The sequence below is a fragment of the Kitasatospora sp. NPDC048286 genome (assembly GCF_043201735.1).
Lineage (GTDB): Bacteria > Actinomycetota > Actinomycetes > Streptomycetales > Streptomycetaceae > Kitasatospora.
In genome coordinates, this window is the sequence record NZ_JBICZE010000001.1 from 79,157 (window position 1) to 95,790 (window position 16,634).

The 16,634-nt window shown below is 72.8% G+C and carries 13 protein-coding genes; 3 read left to right on the forward strand and 10 right to left on the reverse strand.

Annotated elements, in window-relative coordinates:
• The first annotated feature begins 26 nt into the window (after window positions 1–26).
• Window positions 27–1,247, forward strand: a complete 1,221-nt coding sequence (locus ACGF13_RS00370; RefSeq protein WP_392867163.1) for a D-alanyl-D-alanine carboxypeptidase family protein — start codon at window positions 27–29, stop codon at window positions 1,245–1,247.
• Between the two features lie 27 nt (window positions 1,248–1,274).
• On the opposite strand, the gene ACGF13_RS00375 is transcribed toward ACGF13_RS00370, so the two are convergent.
• Both ACGF13_RS00375 and ACGF13_RS00380 read right to left on the reverse strand, forming a co-directional pair.
• A complete protein-coding gene (locus ACGF13_RS00375) occupies window positions 1,275–2,276 on the reverse strand; it encodes a YihY/virulence factor BrkB family protein (RefSeq protein ID WP_392867166.1) in 1,002 nt (333 codons plus the stop codon).
• Between the two features lie 46 nt (window positions 2,277–2,322).
• Window positions 2,323–3,321 carry a glycosyltransferase family 2 protein gene (locus ACGF13_RS00380; protein WP_392867169.1) on the reverse strand — a complete coding sequence of 333 codons (999 nt, stop codon included), beginning with the start codon at window positions 3,319–3,321 and terminating at the stop codon, window positions 2,323–2,325.
• Between the two features lie 134 nt (window positions 3,322–3,455).
• On the opposite strand from ACGF13_RS00380, the gene ACGF13_RS00385 reads away from it, so the two are divergent.
• Window positions 3,456–7,028 (forward strand): CDP-glycerol glycerophosphotransferase family protein, encoded by a 3,573-nt coding sequence (locus ACGF13_RS00385; protein WP_392867172.1) that lies wholly within the window; start codon window positions 3,456–3,458, stop codon window positions 7,026–7,028.
• Window positions 7,029–7,202: 174 nt separating this feature from the next.
• Here the strand turns inward: ACGF13_RS00385 and ACGF13_RS00390 are convergent, their stop codons facing one another.
• The 6 genes from ACGF13_RS00390 to ACGF13_RS00415 all read right to left on the reverse strand — a co-directional run bounded on the left by ACGF13_RS00390 (window position 7,203) and on the right by ACGF13_RS00415 (window position 12,891).
• The gene (locus tag ACGF13_RS00390) at window positions 7,203–7,691 is read right to left on the reverse strand and encodes a 2'-5' RNA ligase family protein (protein ID WP_392867175.1); all 489 of its coding nucleotides are present in this window, start codon (window positions 7,689–7,691) and stop codon (window positions 7,203–7,205) included.
• 62 nt (window positions 7,692–7,753) lie between these two features.
• Window positions 7,754–8,749: a tryptophan--tRNA ligase gene (trpS, locus tag ACGF13_RS00395; protein WP_392868741.1), complete on the reverse strand. Its 996-nt coding sequence runs from the start codon at window positions 8,747–8,749 to the stop codon at window positions 7,754–7,756.
• A 75-nt stretch (window positions 8,750–8,824) separates the two neighbouring features.
• Complete coding sequence (locus ACGF13_RS00400) at window positions 8,825–10,150, reverse strand: hemolysin family protein (protein ID WP_392867178.1); 1,326 nt, start codon at window positions 10,148–10,150, stop codon at window positions 8,825–8,827.
• Window positions 10,151–10,304: 154 nt separating this feature from the next.
• A complete protein-coding gene (locus tag ACGF13_RS00405; RefSeq protein WP_392867181.1) occupies window positions 10,305–11,297 on the reverse strand; it encodes a malate dehydrogenase in 993 nt (330 codons plus the stop codon).
• A gap of 294 nt (window positions 11,298–11,591) precedes the next feature.
• Window positions 11,592–12,017 (reverse strand): DUF3017 domain-containing protein, encoded by a 426-nt coding sequence (locus tag ACGF13_RS00410; protein WP_392867184.1) that lies wholly within the window; start codon window positions 12,015–12,017, stop codon window positions 11,592–11,594.
• Between the two features lie 19 nt (window positions 12,018–12,036).
• Window positions 12,037–12,891: a bifunctional methylenetetrahydrofolate dehydrogenase/methenyltetrahydrofolate cyclohydrolase gene (locus tag ACGF13_RS00415; RefSeq protein WP_392867187.1), complete on the reverse strand. Its 855-nt coding sequence runs from the start codon at window positions 12,889–12,891 to the stop codon at window positions 12,037–12,039.
• A 647-nt stretch (window positions 12,892–13,538) separates the two neighbouring features.
• Here ACGF13_RS00415 and ACGF13_RS00420 point away from each other — a divergent pair.
• On the forward strand, window positions 13,539–14,153 hold the full coding sequence (locus ACGF13_RS00420; protein ID WP_392867189.1) for a hypothetical protein: 615 nt from the start codon (window positions 13,539–13,541) through the stop codon (window positions 14,151–14,153).
• A gap of 96 nt (window positions 14,154–14,249) precedes the next feature.
• Here ACGF13_RS00420 and purH read toward each other — a convergent pair whose 3' ends face one another.
• Both purH and purN read right to left on the reverse strand, forming a co-directional pair.
• The gene (gene purH, locus ACGF13_RS00425) at window positions 14,250–15,824 is read right to left on the reverse strand and encodes a bifunctional phosphoribosylaminoimidazolecarboxamide formyltransferase/IMP cyclohydrolase (RefSeq protein WP_392867192.1); all 1,575 of its coding nucleotides are present in this window, start codon (window positions 15,822–15,824) and stop codon (window positions 14,250–14,252) included.
• Window positions 15,821–16,480: a phosphoribosylglycinamide formyltransferase gene (gene purN / locus ACGF13_RS00430; RefSeq protein ID WP_392867195.1), complete on the reverse strand. Its 660-nt coding sequence runs from the start codon at window positions 16,478–16,480 to the stop codon at window positions 15,821–15,823. Before purN ends, purH begins: the two co-directional genes overlap by 4 nt.
• Window positions 16,481–16,634 lie beyond the last annotated feature (154 nt).

The window sequence follows — 16,634 nt, forward strand, 5'->3', positions numbered from 1 at the left end:
AGGCCGGGAGTGGGTACGGTCACCTGGTGTCCACACCCCGACTGACGTTCGCGCGCCTGTGCGCCGCGGTCACCGCGGCCTTACCGGTACTGCTCGCCGCCCCGGCGGGCGCGGCTCCGCAGCAGCCGCCCCCGTCGGCCGCGATCGGCGGCGAGCGGCTGGGGCTCCCCGGGGTGCAGGTCGCCCCGATGGCGGGCGCCCCGTCGCTGCCCGGCGATCTCACCGGGCAGTCCTGGATCGTCTCCGACCTGGCGTCAGGGGACGTCCTGGCGGCCAGCAACCCGCATCTGCGGCTGCCCCCGGCGAGCACCCTGAAGATCCTCTTCGCGGACACCGTGCTGCCCAAGTTCGACCGCAACGCGGTGCACCGGGTGGCCGACGAGGAGATCCAGGGGATCGGCCCCGGCAGCAGCCTGGTCGGTATCAAGGAGGACCTGGACTACCGGGTCGAGGACCTGTGGCGCGGGGTGTTCCTGAGCTCCGGCAACGACGCGGTGCACGTCCTGGCGCACATGAACGGCGGCATCCGGCAGACCGTCACCGAGATGCAGGCCCGCGCCGACACGCTCCAGGCACGCGACACCAGGGTGGTCTCCCCGGACGGCTACGACATGGATGGCCAGGTCTCCTCGGCCTACGACCTGTCGCTGTTCGCCCGGGCCGGCCTGCGCAACGCGGACTTCCGGACGTACTGCGCGACCCGGGACGCGATGTTCCCGGGCGCCGTCGACCGCACCACCGGCCGGCGCGGCAGCTTCGGGATCGCCAACACCGACCGGCTGCTGGGCAAGTACCCGGGCCTGATCGGCGTGAAGAACGGCACCACCACCAACGCCGGCTCGACCTTCGTCGGCGCCGCCGAGCGGGGCGGCCGCACCCTGCTGGTGACGGTGATGCACCCGGCGAGCTACCAGAAGGTCTACGACGAGACGGCGGCCCTGCTGGACTGGGGCTTCGCCGCGGCCGGCAAGGTCCAGCCGGTCGGCAGGCTGGTCGACGAGGTCCCGCCCGTCGGCGCCGCGCCGACCGCCCGGGCCGATGGCGCCGCGCCGACCGCCCAGGCCGGTGGCGCCGAGGAAACGCCCGCGCCGCCGCCCGCCGCCGCGGTAGCCGCCCCGGCGGCCGCGGCGCCCGCGGCGACGGGCGGCGGCGACGGGCTCGCCCTCGGCGGCTGGACGGCCGTGGTGCTGGCCGGGGTCGCGCTCGGGTACGGCGCGGTGGTGCTGTGGCGGCGCTCCGTCGGCTGATCCGCGGAGCCGCGAGAGGGTCCGGTCTCAGTCCTGGGGCCGGACCTCTCCGTTCGCCTTCCCGTTCCCCTTCTTCCGCCGCTCGGCCCGGGCGGCCTGCTCCGCCGCGTCCGCCTCCGCCGCCCGCTGTGCCTCGTCGGCCGCCTCCAGCAGTGCCCGCCCGTGCGCCCTGGTCCGTTCCCGGGCCGCCACCGGGTCGGCCGTCGCCGTCCAGGCCACGCAGTACATCAGCAGCCGGGAGACGAAGTTGATCCACAGCAGCAGCGCCACCGGAGTGGCGAACGCCCCGTACACGCTCCGTCCGGCGATCGAGCCCAGGTAGGAGGCGAGCAGGAGCTTCAGCAGTTCGAAGCCGACCGAGCCGATCAGCGCGCCCTGCACCAGGTCCCGGCGGCGCTGGTCGGTGATCCCGGGGAAGGGCGCCAGCAGGTAGGCGAAGAGCAGCATGTCGCACGCTATGGCGATCAGCACGCCGACCGCGGTCAGCAGGTATCCGCTGTTGAGGCCGATCGCGTCGGCGATCCGGCCGGCCAGCGTGGTCCCGGCGGCGGAGGCGGCCAGCGAGAACAGCGAGACCAGGCCGAGGCCGGCCAGCACCGCCACGTCCCAGGCCTTGCGCAGCACCGGGTTGCCGTCCTCGTGGGGCAGCTGCCACAGGTCCCGGATGGAGGTGCGCATGGTATCCACCCAGCCGAGGCCGGAGACCAGCAGCAGCGCCCCGCCGACCAGGCCGACGGTGCCCGCGTTGGACACCAGGGCGGGCAGGTCGACCGCGTCGGAGATCCCCGGCAGCTGGTCGGAGACGTGCTCCTGCAGCTCGTGCACCCGGCTGTCGCTCAGCGCCGCGGCGGCGATCGCCAGACCCACCGTGAGCAGCGGGAAGAGGGCGAGGAAGCCGAAGAAGGTGACGGCGCCGGCCAGCCGGTTGCCCCGGGCGGCGGTGAGGTACTCGTACACCAGGTACGGGCGGCTGCGCAGCACCCGGGCCACGAGCGGGCCGACGACCGGCAGGCGGGTCAGGAAGTCCACCCACCGGTTATACCGGCATGTCCCCCGAACGGGCGTCAGATCGGGTCTACCGCTTGACGAGTCGACGGGCCTTGGCGAGGGCGCGGACCGCCTGGTAGGCGCCGTAGCGGCCGTGGCTGAGCAGCTCGGTGCGCACGCCGTCCACGCCGGACGGCGGGCGGTAGCCGGCCGGCCGCAGCCGGGCGCAGTGCTCGGCGGCGCGGCGGAAGTACTCGCGGCGGTCGCCGGACGGGACCCGGCCGGGCTTGGAGACCACGGTGTTGAGGTGGTGCAGCATCCGGCCGTAGACGACCGGGCGCCAGCGCTCCAGGTCGGGGCGGCGGTCGAGGAAGGCGAAGACCAGGTCGTACTGGTCGAACACGTCGAAGTGCTTGCGGCTGGCGGTGGCCAGGATGTTGCCGCCCTCCTGGCGCTGGCGATAGTGCACGCCGACCCGGTCGAGCAGGGTGATCCGGGCGGCGGCGAGCAGCGCCGGGTACGTCCAGGGGGTGTCCTCGTAGTAGCCGGCCGGGAAGACCAGCCGCTGCTCGGTGACGAAGCCCCGGCGGTAGGCCTTGTTCCAGACGACCTGGAGCAGGTCGAGCAGGTCGGGGCGGGCGTCGAGGTCGAAGACGTCCGGGGAGGCGGCGCCGAAGACGTGCGCGGAGGCGGCCCGGGTGATCCGGCCGTCGGCGTAGGTGCGGGCGTAGTCGTAGACCAGGACGTCCGGGTCACCCGTGGCGGTGAGCCGCTCGTCGACGTGCTTCAGCAGTCCGGGGGTCAGGGTGTCGTCGCTGTCGAGGAAGATCACGTAGTCCCCGGTGGCGACCTCCAGGCCGGCGTTGCGGGCCCGGCCGAGGCCGACGTTCTCCGGCAGGTGCAGCACCCGGATCCGGGCGTCGGCGGCGGCCGCCTCGTCCAGTATGGCGCCGCAGCGGTCCGGGGAGCGGTCGTCCACCGCGATCAGTTCGAAGTCCGGGCCGTCCTGGGAGAGCACCGAATCGAGGCATTCGCCGAGGTAGTCCTGGACCTGGTATACGGGGACGATCACGCTGAAACGGGCCACGGGCCCAGCGTAGTGGTCCCCCGGTGGGCGAGGTCCCCGGAGGTAGGATCGGGGGCGCACGTACGCACCGATCCAAGTGCGGCCAGGCCCCGTACGGGCTGCCACGCTCCTCCAGAGAAAGGCCTGCGTAGCCGATGGCTCCCCGCCTCTCCATCGTCGTCCCGATCTACAACGTCGAGCGCTACCTCGTGGAATGCCTCGACTCGATCGCCGCCCAGACCTTCACGGACTTCGAGTGCGTCATGGTCGACGACGGTTCGAAGGACGGCAGCGCGGCGCTCGCCGAGGCGTACGCGGCCAAGGACTCCCGGTTCCGGCTGGTCCGACAGGTGAACAAGGGCCTCGGCGCGGCCCGCAACACCGGCATCCGGCACATCGACCCGGACTCCGAGTTCCTGTGCTTCGTGGACAGCGACGACTCGATGCCGCCCAGCGCGTACGAGCTGATGATCAACACGCTGGACGAGACCGGCTCGGACTTCTGCACCGGCAACGTGCTGCGCTTCCGCGCCGTCGGCTACTACCCGTCGACCGGCCACCTGAAGCCGTTCAAGGAGACCAGGCTCAAGACCCACATCACCGAGATCCCGGCGCTGGTCACCGACCGCACCGCGTGGAACAAGGTGTACCGCCGCTCGTTCTTCGACGCGGCCGGCCTGCTCTACCCCGAGGGCATCCTGTACGAGGACGCCCCGGTCAGCGTGCCGCACCACTACCTGGCGAAGAGCGTGGACGTGCTCTCCGAGCCGATCTACCACTGGCGCGAGCGCGAGGTCGGCGAGATGTCGATCACGCAGATGCGCACCAACCCGAAGGGCCTGATCGACCGGGTCGCCTCGGTCGAACTGGTCCGCGCCTGGCTGCTGAAGCAGACCGAGCCGCGCTTCGCCGAGTACCTGCGCTCCTACGACGAGAACACCCTCGTCGAGGAGATCCCGATGTTCTTCTGGTCCCTCGTGGAGGGCGACAAGGAGTACCGGGACGCCTACCTCCAGCACGTCGGCCGGCTGCTCCGGGCGATCGGCGCCGAGCAGGTCGCCAAGCTGCGCGCGCCGGTGCGGCTGAAGTACCACCTGACCCTGTCGGGCCGGATGGACGAGCTGGTCGAGCAGATCACCTACGAGCGCGAGAGCGGCGGCGGCGTCCAGGCCCGCGGTCTGCTGCGCCCGTACGCCGACTACCCGTTCCTGCGCGGTGGGCGCAAGAGCGTGCCGGCCGGGGTGCTCAAGCTGGACAACTCGCTGGTCATCCGCAGCCGGCTGTACGACAGCTCCTGGGTGGACGGCAAGCTCCGGTTGACCGGGCACGCGTACCCGGAGCAGCTGGGCGCGGCCGGCAAGCACGACATGGTCCGCACCCTGGTGCTGCGCGAGGCCAAGGGCCGCCGGGTCATCGCGGTGCCGATGAAGACCACGTACGCCCCCCAGGCCACCGCGAGCTGCCGGCACGACCTGTACAGCTGCGACTGGTCCGGCTTCACCGTGTCCGTCGACCCGAGGAAGCTCCGGCACCGCGGCCAGTGGAAGGACGGCAACTGGCGCGTCCTGGTGGCCGGCGCGGGCAAGGGCGGGGTCTACAAGGGCCGGATCTCGGCGGGCCGGAACGACAGCGCGCTGTTCCTGCCGTGGCACTGGGTCGAGCCGGACGTGCGGATCGTGCCGTGGGTCCGGGACAACTTCGTCTACCTCCGGGTGGAGACGGTCAAGGCCCGGGTGACCGGCCTGGCCGCGCAGGGCGACCGGGTGGAGGTCTCGGGCGCGGCCCGCTCCGGCCCGAGCTTCGCCGGGGCGCGGCTGCGGCTCACCCACGCCGAGTCGGACCGCCACGTGACCTTCCCGCTGGAGCTGGGCGCTCCGGTCGGCTCGCTCCAGCCGTTCACCGCGGTCTTCCCGGTCGCCGAGCTGACCGCCGTCCGCGAGGCCTGGGCCGAGCTGGACCCGGTGGCCGCCGAGCGCAGCCGCGACCACTGGACCGGCGCGCTGCTGCTGGCCGACGGCGGCACCGTCCCGCTGGCCTGGGACGACCGCAACGCCCCCGAGCGGCTGCACCTGGCGCTGAACCCGCAGGCCCCGGTCGCCGAGCGCCGGGCCCTCTACTCCAAGCCCTCCCCCGAGGGGCACCTCCAGTTCGCCGACCAGGTGCTCCAGCCGCTGGTGGACGAGGTCTCCTCGCGCGGCGCCGACGGCTTCCTGCTGAGCGGCTCGTTCCCGCTGCCCGGCGCGCACCGCTGGGAGCTGGTGGTCCGTCACAAGTGGCGCGAGGAGGAGCACGCCTACCCGGTGGAGATCTCGGACGGCCGGTTCCGCACCGCGCTGCCCGCCGTGCCGACGGCCTCCTTCGCCGGCCGGGTGCCGCTCTCCCGGGGCATCTGGCACGTCGTGTTCCGTCCGGTCGGGGTGCCGGTGCCCGAACTGCCGGACGCCGCCGCGCTGGTCGCCCCGGACTGCTTCGACGCCCTGCCGGTCGTGGTGGAGTCCCGCGGCAAGCGGATACTGCTGGAGCGCCGCCGCCACGACGGCCTGTCGCTGCTGTCGGACTCGGTGCTGCTGCCCGAGGAGCGGGCCCGCTACCGCCAGCGCCAGCTGCAGAGCGTGGACTACCCGGCCGCCCGCCGGCTGCCGCTGCGCGACGCGGTGGTGTACCACACCGGCAAGTACGGCGCGTACGCCGACTCGCCCCGGGCGGTCCACGAGGAGCTGGTCCGCCGCGGCCTGCCGCTGGAGCACCTGTGGGGCACCGACGACATGCAGGCCGAGCTGCCGCGGACCGCGAGCGCGCTGCGGTACCGCGGCCCGGAGTGGTACGAGGCGCTGGCCACCGCCAAGTACATCGTGGCCGGCACCCACCTGCCCGACTTCTTCGTCCGCCGCCCCGACCAGGTGGTCGTCCAGACCTGGCACGGCAGCCCGCTGAAGCAGATCGGCTTCGACTTCGAGAAGGTCTGGTTCACCGACTCCAAGTACCTGAAGAGCCTGGCCCGGGAGGTCCCGAACTGGAGCCTGCTGGTGGCCGGCAACCGCTGGTCCGCCCCGGTGCTGCGGCGCGCCTTCGACTTCAAGGGCGAGATCCTGGAGAGCGGTTCGCCCCGGAACGACCTGCTGTTCGCGGCCGACCGGGAGAAGACCGCCGAGCAGGTCCGGGAGCGGCTCGGCCTGCCCGAGGGCAAGAAGGTCGTGCTCTACGCGCCGACCTGGCGCGAGGACCGGCGCCGGCCCGACGACGGTTACCAGATCGACCTGCGGATCGACCTGGCGGCGGCCAGGGCCGCGCTCGGCGACGACCAGGTGCTGCTGGTGCGCCGGCACCACCTGATGTGCGGCCAGATCCCGGGCGCCGGCAACGGCTACGTCTGGGACGTCGGCAGCTACCCCGACATGGCGGAGCTGCTGCTGATCGCCGACGTCCTGGTGACCGACTACTCGGCGAGCGTCTTCGACTTCGCGTCGACCGGCAAGCCGATCGTGCTCTTCACCTACGACCTGGAGCACTACCGGGACAACCTGCGCGGCTTCAGCCTGAACTTCGAGGCCGAGGCGCCCGGCCCGATGCCGCCCACCTCCGAGGAGCTCGTCTCCGTGCTCGGCCGGTTGGACGAGGTCGCGGCGGAGTACGCCGACCGGGCCACCGCGTTCCGTGAGGCGTACTGCGACCTGGACGACGGCAAGGCCGCCGCCCGGGTGGTCGACGCGATGCTCCGCAAGGAGTAGTCCTCCGCGTGCGCTCGGGCGGGCGCCCGGCACCGGACGGTGCCGGGCGTCGGGCCGGGCACCGTGCGCCGGACTACGGCTGCGCGGCCCGCCGGACGGTCGAACTCGGCGGGCAGGGAGGCCGGTTCACCCTCCGGCCCACACTCCGGTCCGTGCTGCGGCGCACGCCCCGGTTCACCCGAACGGGTAGCTCCGCCAGGGCCGCCAGACCTCGTCCGCACCGAAGCGGGAGAGGCCGAAGCCCGGCACCGGGAAGTCCGCCCGGAAGTCGCGCGCCTGCTCGTACGCCTGGTCCAGCACGTCGTCCGGCAGACCGTGGGCGACCGTCACGTGCGGGTGGTACGGGAAGGCCAGCTCGCGGGCCAGCGGGCCGGAGCGGACGTCCGCCTCCAGCAGCCGGCACTCCTGCGCGCCCTCCTCGACCCGGACGTACACCACCGGGGAGACCGGGCGGAAGGTCCCGCTGCCGTGCAGCAGCATCCGGAACGGCCGGTGCGCGGCCGCCACCGCCGCCAGGTGCTCCTCGATCTTCGGCAGCAGCTCGGCGGCCACCTCGGTCGGCGGCAGCAGGGTGACGTGCGTGGGTATCGACCGGGCCAGCGGGTCGCCGTGCCCGGCCCGGGCGTCCTGGACCGCCGTGCCGTACGGGTCCGGGACACTCACGGACACGCCGATGGTGACGACCTCGGGGAGGTCGCCACCATCGGGCAGGCGTGTGAGGGGAGTCACCGCTTGGCGGCCGGGAGGAAGCCGATCCGGTCGTACACCGTCTCCAGCGTCGCCGACGCCACCTCACGGGCCTTCTCGGCGCCGATCGCCAGTACCCGGTCCAGCTCCGCCGGGTCGTCCAGGAAGCTGCGGGTGCGCTCCTGGAACGGGGTCACCCACTCGGTGAACAGCTCGGCCAGCTCGGTCTTCAGGGCGCCGTACATCTTGCCCTCGAAGTGCTCGACCAGCTGGTCCACCGACTGGCCGCTGAGCGCGGAGTGGATGCGCAGCAGGTTGGAGACGCCCGGCTTGCCCTCCTCGTCGTAGGAGACGACGGTGCCGGTGTCGGTGACGGCGCTCTTGAACTTCTTGGCGCTGGCCTTCGGCTCGTCCAGCAGGCTCACCAGACCCTTGGGCGAGGAGGCCGACTTGCTCATCTTGACGGCCGGGTCCTGGAGGTCCTGGATCTTCGCCGTCTCCTTGAGGATGTACGGCTTCGGGACCGTGAAGGTCGGGCTGTAGCGGGTGTTGAAGCGCTCGGCGATGTCGCGGGTGATCTCCACGTGCTGGCGCTGGTCCTCGCCGACCGGGACGGCGTCCGCCTGGTAGAGCAGGATGTCCGCGATCTGCAGGATCGGGTAGGTGAACAGGCCGACCGTGGTGCCCTCGGCACCGTAGCGGGAGGACTTGTCCTTGAACTGGGTCATCCGGGAGGCCTCGCCGAAGCCGGTGAGGCAGTTCATCACCCAGGCGAGCTGCGCGTGCTCGGGCACGTGCGACTGGACGAACAGGGTGCAGTTGTCCGGGTCCAGGCCCGCGCCGAGCAGCTGGGCGGCGGAGACCCGGGTGTTCTCGCGCAGCGTCACCGGGTCCTGCGGCACCGTGATCGCGTGCAGGTCGACGACCATGTAGAAGGCGTCGTTGGCCTTCTGGAGGTCCACCCACTGGCGCACCGCGCCCAGGTAGTTGCCGAGGTGGAACGAGCCGGAGGTGGGCTGGATGCCGGAGAGCACCCGGGGACGGTCCTTGACCGGACCAGTGACCGCTGCGTTGACCATGCGCGCCATTGTTCCAGTTCCACCACTCGCTCAGGAAACCTCCGCCCCCGGAGGCTCGGCCAGTGTGACCGCACTCACCCCCACCCGGGCGATCCGCCGGCCCTCGACCTTGGCCACCGTCAGCAGCACCTCGCCGCCGCCCTCGACCGTGACGCGCACCTGGTCGCCGTCCCTGGGCAGCCGGCCGAGCACGGCCACCAGACAGCCCGCCACCGTCTCGTACGGGCCCTCGGGCAGGACGACGCCGGTCTCCTCGGCGAAGTCGCCGAGGTTGAGCAGGCCGTCCAGCTCCATGCCGCCGCCGGCCAGCCGGCGGGTGGGGGCGGACTCCGGGCGGTCGTACTCGTCCCGGATCTCGCCGATCACCTCCTCGACCAGGTCCTCCAGGGTGACGATCCCGGCGGTGCCGCCGTACTCGTCCACCACGATGGCCAGGTGGTGGCCCTCCCGGCGCATCTCGCCCATCGCCTCCAGCACCAGCTTGGTGCCGGGCAGCAGCTTGACCGGGCGGGCGAGGTCGCGGACCTTGACGGCCTGCTCGCCGCGCGCGCCGTACAGGTCGCGGACGTGGACGAAGCCGACCACCGCGTCGGCGCTGCCCTCGACCACCGGGTAGCGCGAGTGCGGGGAGGTGTCGGCCTGGTGCCGGACGGCGGCCAGCGGGCGCTCGGCGTCCAGGAAGGTCACCTCGGTGCGCGGGACCATCACCTCGCGCAGCTGGCGCTCTCCGGCGGAGAACACGTCGGCGATCAACGCCCGTTCGTCGCTCCCGAGTTCGGTGTTGGCGGCGACCAGGCCGCGCAGCTCCTCGGAGCTCATCGAGCCGCGGCCCGCCGTCGGGTCCCCGCCGAGCAGCCGGACCATCAGGTTGGTGGAGTGGCCGAGCAGCCAGATCACCGGCCGCAGCACCACCGACATCACGTCCACCACCGGGGCGGCGACGACCGAGATGGACTCGGCGCGCTGCAGGCCGATCCGCTTGGGGGTCAGCTCGCCCAGCACCAGCGAGGCGTAGCTGATCGCCAGGGTGAGGCCGACCAGGGCCACCGCGTCGGCCATGCCCTCGGACAGCCCGGCCCGGACGAACAGCGGGGCGACCTTGCCGGCCAGGGTGTCCGCGCCGAAGGCGGCGGACAGGAAGCCCATGCAGGTCACCCCGACCTGGACGGCGGCCAGGAAGCGGTTGGGGTCGGCCGCCAGGTGCGCGGCGCGGGCCGCGCGCCGGGTCCCGCGCGCTTCCAGCGTCCGGATCTGGCCCTCGCGCAGCGAGATCAGCGAGATCTCGGCGACGTTGAACAGCCCGCCCAGCAGGATGAAGACGAGGACGAGCGCGGCGTCCCCGAGTGTTTCGCTCACAGCGGGCCAGTGTAGGGCGGCCGGAACCCGCCGGAGCCGGACACGACGGCGGCCCCGGGCGGACGCGGCGGCGGATCAGGGGCCGGACACGGCGGCGGCCCGCCGCTTCCGGGAGGGAAGCGGCGGGCCGCCGGTGAAGCCGTGCGGGGCGGGCTCAGATGAGGCCCAGCTCCTGGACCGCGTCGCGCTCCTCGACCAGCTCCTGGACCGAGGCGTCGATGCGGGCGCGCGAGAAGTCGGAGATCTCCAGGCCCTGGACGATCTTGAACTCGCCGTCCTTGGTGGTGACCGGGAACGAGGAGATCAGGCCCTCCGGAACGCCGTAGGAGCCGTCGGAGACGACACCCATGGAGGTCCAGTCGCCCTCGGCGGTGCCGTTGACCCAGGTGTACACGTGGTCGATGGCGGCGTTGGCGGCCGAGGCGGCCGAGGAGGCGCCACGGGCGTCGATGATGGCGGCGCCACGCTTGGCGACGGTCGGGATGAAGTCGTTCTCCAGCCAGCCCAGGTCGCTGCCGACGGCCTCGAAGGCCGGCTTGCCGGCGATCTCGGCCTGGAAGACGTCCGGGTACTGGGTCGCGGAGTGGTTGCCCCAGATGGTGACGCGCTTGATGTCGGAGACCAGGGCGCCGGTCTTGGCGGACAGCTGGCCGACGGCGCGGTTGTGGTCCAGGCGGGTCATCGCGGTGAAGCGCTCGGCCGGGACGTCCGGGGCGTTGCGCTGGGCGATCAGGGCGTTGGTGTTGGCCGGGTTGCCGACGACCAGGACCTTGATGTCGTCCGCGGCGTGGTCGTTGATGGCCTTGCCCTGCGGGCCGAAGATGCCGCCGTTGGCCTGGAGCAGGTCGCCGCGCTCCATGCCCGCGGTGCGCGGACGGGCGCCGACCAGCAGCGCGACGTTGGCGCCGTCGAAGGCCTCGGCCGGCTTGTCGGTGATGGTGATGTCGCGCAGCAGCGGGAAGGCGCAGTCGACGAGCTCCATGGCGGTGCCCTCGGCGGCCTTGAGGCCCTGCGGGATCTCCAGGAGGCGCAGGTTCACCGGCACGTCGGCGCCGAGCAGGTGGCCCGAGGCGATGCGGAAGAGCAGCGCGTAGCCGATCTGACCGGCCGCTCCGGTGATGGTGACGTTGACGGGGGTGCGAGTCATTTCTACCTTCTCCAGCAAATCGCCAGGCGCCCCAGGCACACCGGCGCTGGAGCCAGGATGATCTCTCGACATCGAGAGACCGGCGTCAGGTTATCGCAAAGGGAAGCGTACGCCGGGTGTCCCGGCATGGCTGATGCATCACAGAAGAGAAGAAAGGCGGCCCCCGCCCGCGCCCTGGGTTTCCATGGGCGGGCGGGGGCCGTCACGGGCCCGCGGAGCGGTGCCCGGGGCGCACTCGGCGTCCGGGGCTCAGCACCCGGGGCCTGAGTGCCCGGGGCCTCAGCGCCTGGGGCCTCAGCGCCTGGGCCGGCCCATCAGCTGGCCGATGTTGTCGAGCAGCGGGATCTGCAGCCACGGGTTCGGCTGCGCCACCAGGGTCAGCAGCACGATCGAGATGCCCAGGAAGCTCAGCACGATCACGTCGGTGAAGCGGCTGCGCACCGCCAGCATCCCGACCTCGGGCAGCACCAGTCGCAGCACCGCGCCGAGCAGCACGCCGGCGCCGAGGATCAGCAGCCCGTACTTGAACCCGTCCTTGAAGTCGGCGAACCAGGTGACCGCGAGGCCGGCGCCGACGACCAGCAGGACCAGCGTGATCGGCCACTGCCGCACCGGCAGGGCGTGCTCGCGTCCGAGGGCCGCGGCCGAGCCCTCGGGCGGCAGGGTGCCGGTGGTCTTGACCGGCCTGCGGCGGGACCGTGCCGGTCGCGGTTCAGTCATGCTCGCCGTCCCTGGGGTGTCAGATGCCGGCGCGGCGCTCGGCCGCCTCGACGATGTTGTTGAGCAGCATCGCGCGGGTCATCGGGCCCACGCCGCCGGGGTTCGGGGAGATCCAGCCGGCCACCTCGGCCACGCCCGGGTGCACGTCGCCGACGATCTTGCCCTCGCTGCGGCTGACGCCCACGTCCAGCACCGCGGCGCCCGGCTTGACGTCCTCCGGCTTGACCAGGTGCGGCACGCCGGCGGCGGCCACGATGATGTCGGCCTTGCGCAGGTGGGCGCCGAGGTCCCGGGTGCCGGTGTGGCACAGGGTGACGGTGGCGTTCTCGCTGCGGCGGGTCAGCAGCAGGCCGATCGAGCGGCCGACGGTGATGCCACGGCCGACCACGACCACCTCGGCGCCGTTGATCTCGACGTCGTGGCGGCGCAGCAGCTCGACGATGCCGAGCGGGGTGCACGGCAGCGGGCCGTCGATGCCCAGGGCGAGCCGGCCGAGCGAGGTCGGGTGCAGGCCGTCGGCGTCCTTGTCCGGGTCCATCAGCTCCAGGACCGGGTTCTGGTCCAGGCCCTTGGGAAGCGGCAGCTGGACGATGTAGCCGGTGCAGGACGGGTCGGCGTTGAGCTCGCGGACGACGTTCTCGACGTCCTCCTGGGTGGCGGTGGCGGGCAGCTCGCGCTGGATCGAGGCGATGCCGACCTCGGCGCAGTCCTTGTGCTTGCCGTTCACGTACCAGCGGCTGCCCGGGTCGTCGCCGACCAGGACGGTGCCGAGGCCGGGCGTGACGCCCTTCGCCTTGAGGGCCGCCACGCGGGCGGCGAGTTCGGACTTGATCGCGGCGGCGGTGGCCTTGCCATCGAGAATCTGGGCAGTCATGACCCCATTCTCCCGGATCGCCGGGGGTCTCCGTACCGAGGGCGGCGGTCCGCTCCGACGAGCGGTCCGGGACGGTGGGGCGGTCCGCCCGGACCGGTACGGGAGGGCGTCCCGGCCGGGGCGGGAGGACGCCCGGCGCCGGGGCGGGAGGACGCCCCGCGAACGGGCGCACGGGCGTCCGGCGAACGGGCGCACGGGTGGGAGCGCAGGTGAACGCGAGGGTGAACGGACGGGTACGAAGGTCCGCCGCACATTGCGGTTGCGCCACAGTCTGGGCCCGGCGCGCGGAACCGGCTGGACACGGCCCCGTCGTCCGGATGACGATAAGCGGGCATTCCCGCCGCGTACCGGCCCGGTGACGGGCCGACGGATCACCGCGGCGGGGCGTACCCGGGGGAAAGAGTCAGTGAGCCGATCACAGCAGAACGAGCAGTCCGACCGCGGCGGCACCGTCCCGCCCGCACCGTACCCGTCGGCCGTCTCGCGCCCCTGACGCTCACCACACCGCCGAGCCGCGGCGCCCGTCACCGCCGCCGGGCTGTCACCCCTCTCCGCTAACGTCCCCTTCGGTCGGTGGCCCTACCGACCGACCGCACCGGGCCGTCAGCGTCCCGTCCCCGCGTCCCCGCAACTGCCCGGAGGCATCCATGAGTTACCCGCCCGACCCGAACAACCCGTACGGCCAGCCGCCGGCCGCCCCGCCCGGCTACGGCTACCCGCAGCAGGCCCCGCCGCCGCAGGCCGCCCCGGGCTACGGCTACCCGCAGGCCGCCCCGGCCTACGGGTACGCGCCGGTGGCCCCGGTGTCCATGCCGAGCCTGATGACGGCCGCCCGGGTGCTGCTGTTCATCGTCGGCGGTGTGCAGACGCTCGCCGCGTTCGGCTACGTGATCCTCGGGGCGGTCGCCAAGGACGCCACCAACCAGGTCAGCAAGACCACCAGCGACGACTCGTTCCTCGCGCTGGGCGACGCCGTCGGCGGTGTCCTGATCGTCGTCGGTGTGGTGTTCGGGCTGTTCGCCGCGCTCTCCATCACGCTCGGCGTGAAGTTCGGCAAGGGCGGCAACGCCGTCCGGATCACCACCATCGTGTACGGCTCGCTCGGCGGCCTGGTCGGCCTGCTGATCCTGCTGGGCGCCCTCGGCAGCGGCTCCGCGACGGGTCTGATCGCGGGCCTGCTCTGGCTGGCCGTCAGCATCATCTGGATCACCGCCATGTGCCTCCAGGACAGCGTCAAGTGGTTCAACCGGCCCCGGTACTGACCGGCCGGAACGGCAGAGCGGCCCGGCTCCCTCCTCGGAGGGGGCCGGGCCGCTCTGCCGTTCCGTCACGCCGTCCCGCCGTCGGCGGGACCGGTGTCAGTGGAAGAAGTGCCGCGCACCGGTGAAGTACATGGTCACGCCGGCCTCGGCGGCCGCCGCGACGACCTCCTCGTCGCGGATCGAGCCACCGGGCTGGACGATCGCCTTGACGCCGGCCGCGATCAGGATCGCCGGGCCGTCCGCGAACGGGAAGAAGGCGTCCGAGGCCGCGTAGGAGCCCTTGGCGCGCTCGCCGGCCCGCTCGACCGCGAGCTTGCAGGAGTCCACCCGGTTCACCTGGCCCATGCCGACGCCGACCGAGGCGCCGTCCTTGGCCAGCAGGATCGCGTTGGACTTGACGGCCCGGCAGGCCCGCCAGGCGAAGGCCAGCTCGGCCAGCTCGTCGGCGGACAGCGCCGCACCGCTGGCGAGGGTCCAGTTCGCCGGGTCGTCGCCCTCGGCGTGCACCCGGTCGGCGTCCTGGAGCAGCACGCCACCGGAGATCGGGCGCACCTCCTGGCGGTTGGCCGGGGCCTCGGGGGCGAGCAGCACCCGCAGGTTCTTCTTGCGGGTGAGCACCTCCAGGGCACCCTCCTCGTAGCCGGGGGCCACGACGACCTCGGTGAAGATCGGGGCGATCTGCTCGGCCAGCGCGACGGTGACCGGGCGGTTGACGGCGATCACGCCGCCGTACGCGGAGACCGGGTCGCACTCGTGCGCCTTGCGGTGCGCCTCGGCGACGTCGGCGCCGGTCCCGATGCCGCACGGGTTGGCGTGCTTGATGATCGCGACGGCCGGCTCGGCGTGGTCGTAGGCGGCGCGGCGGGCGGCGTCGGTGTCGACGTAGTTGTTGTACGACATCTCCTTGCCGTGCAGCTGCTGCGCGCCGGCCAGGCCGCCGGTGCCGTCGCTGTACAGCGCGGCGCCCTGGTGCGGGTTCTCGCCGTAGCGCAGCACGTTCTGCCGCTCCCAGGTCGAGCCGAGGAACTCGGGGAAGTGCGCGTCGCTCGGGGCGTAGCCGTCCTCGAACCAGGAGGCGACGGCCACGTCGTAGGCGGCGGTGTGGGCGAACGCGGCACCGGCCAGGCGCTTGCGGGTGGCCAGGTCGAAGCCGCCCTCCCGGACGGCCGTCAGCACGTCGCCGTAACGGGCCGGGTCGACCACCACGGCCACCGAGGGGTGGTTCTTGGCGGCGGCGCGGACCATGCTCGGGCCGCCGATGTCGATCTGCTCGACGCACTCGTCCGGGGTGGCGCCGGAGGCGACGGTGGCCTTGAACGGGTAGAGGTTCACCACGACCAGGTCGAAGGGCTCGACGCCCAGCTCGGCCAGCTGCGCGCGGTGCGACTCCAGCCGCAGGTCGGCCAGCACGCCGGCGTGCACGCGGGGGTGCAGCGTCTTCACGCGCCCGTCGAGGCACTCCGGGAAGCCGGTCAGCTCGGAGACCTCGGTCACCGGGACGCCGGCGGCGGCGATCCGGCCGGCGGTCGAGCCGGTGGAGACGATGGCGACCCCGGCGGCGTGCAGGCCCTGGGCCAGCTCCTCCAGACCGGTCTTGTCGTACACGCTGATCAGCGCGCGACGGATCGGACGGACGTTCTCCGAAACGGGCGTGGTGGAGCTGGCACTCATGCCGGGATCCATACCTTTCGGTCCTCGATGCGGTGACCTTCGCGGGCCAGCCGGCCCACGACGTCGACGAGCAGCTTGCGCTCGACAGTCTTGATGCGCTCGTGCAGCGCGTCGCCGCCATCGGCGTGGTCGGCGTCGACGACCTCGACGACGCCCTGCGCGATGATCGGCCCGGTGTCCACGCCGGAGTCGACCAGGTGGACGGTGCAGCCGGTGACCTTCACCCCGTACGCGAGCGCGTCCGTGACGCCGTGGGCGCCGGGGAAGGAGGGCAGCAGTGCGGGGTGGGTGTTGACGATCCGCCCGGCGAAGGCGGCGATGAACTCGGGGCCGAGGATCTTCATGAAGCCGGCCGTGACCACCAGGTCGGGCCGGTACTCGGCGACGGAGGCGGTCAGCGCGCGGTCCCACTCGGCCCGGTCGGGGTGGTCCTTCACCCGGTGGACGAAGGTCGGCAGGCCGGCCTTCTCCGCGCGGTCCAGGCCGACGATCCCGTCCCGGTCCGCGCCGACGGCGAGGATCTCGGCGCCGTACGCCGGATCGGCCGCGGCATCGATCAGCGCCTGCAGATTGGTGCCGGAGCCGGAGACCAGCACCACCAGGCGGGCCGGTCCGGGCGTACGGGGCGGGAAGTGCTGGGCGGGGGCGGCGGCCACTGCGCGTTTCTCCGTAGGTCGGGCGCCGTCCGCTGGTACGTCCACCGGCGGTGGGGCCACTACGAACGGCAGGTCGAGCGAGGGGGAACTCCGGGGAAACCCGCCGCGACGCGGGCCCGGGGAACCTCTGTGGGCTGCTGACCGTCACCACGAT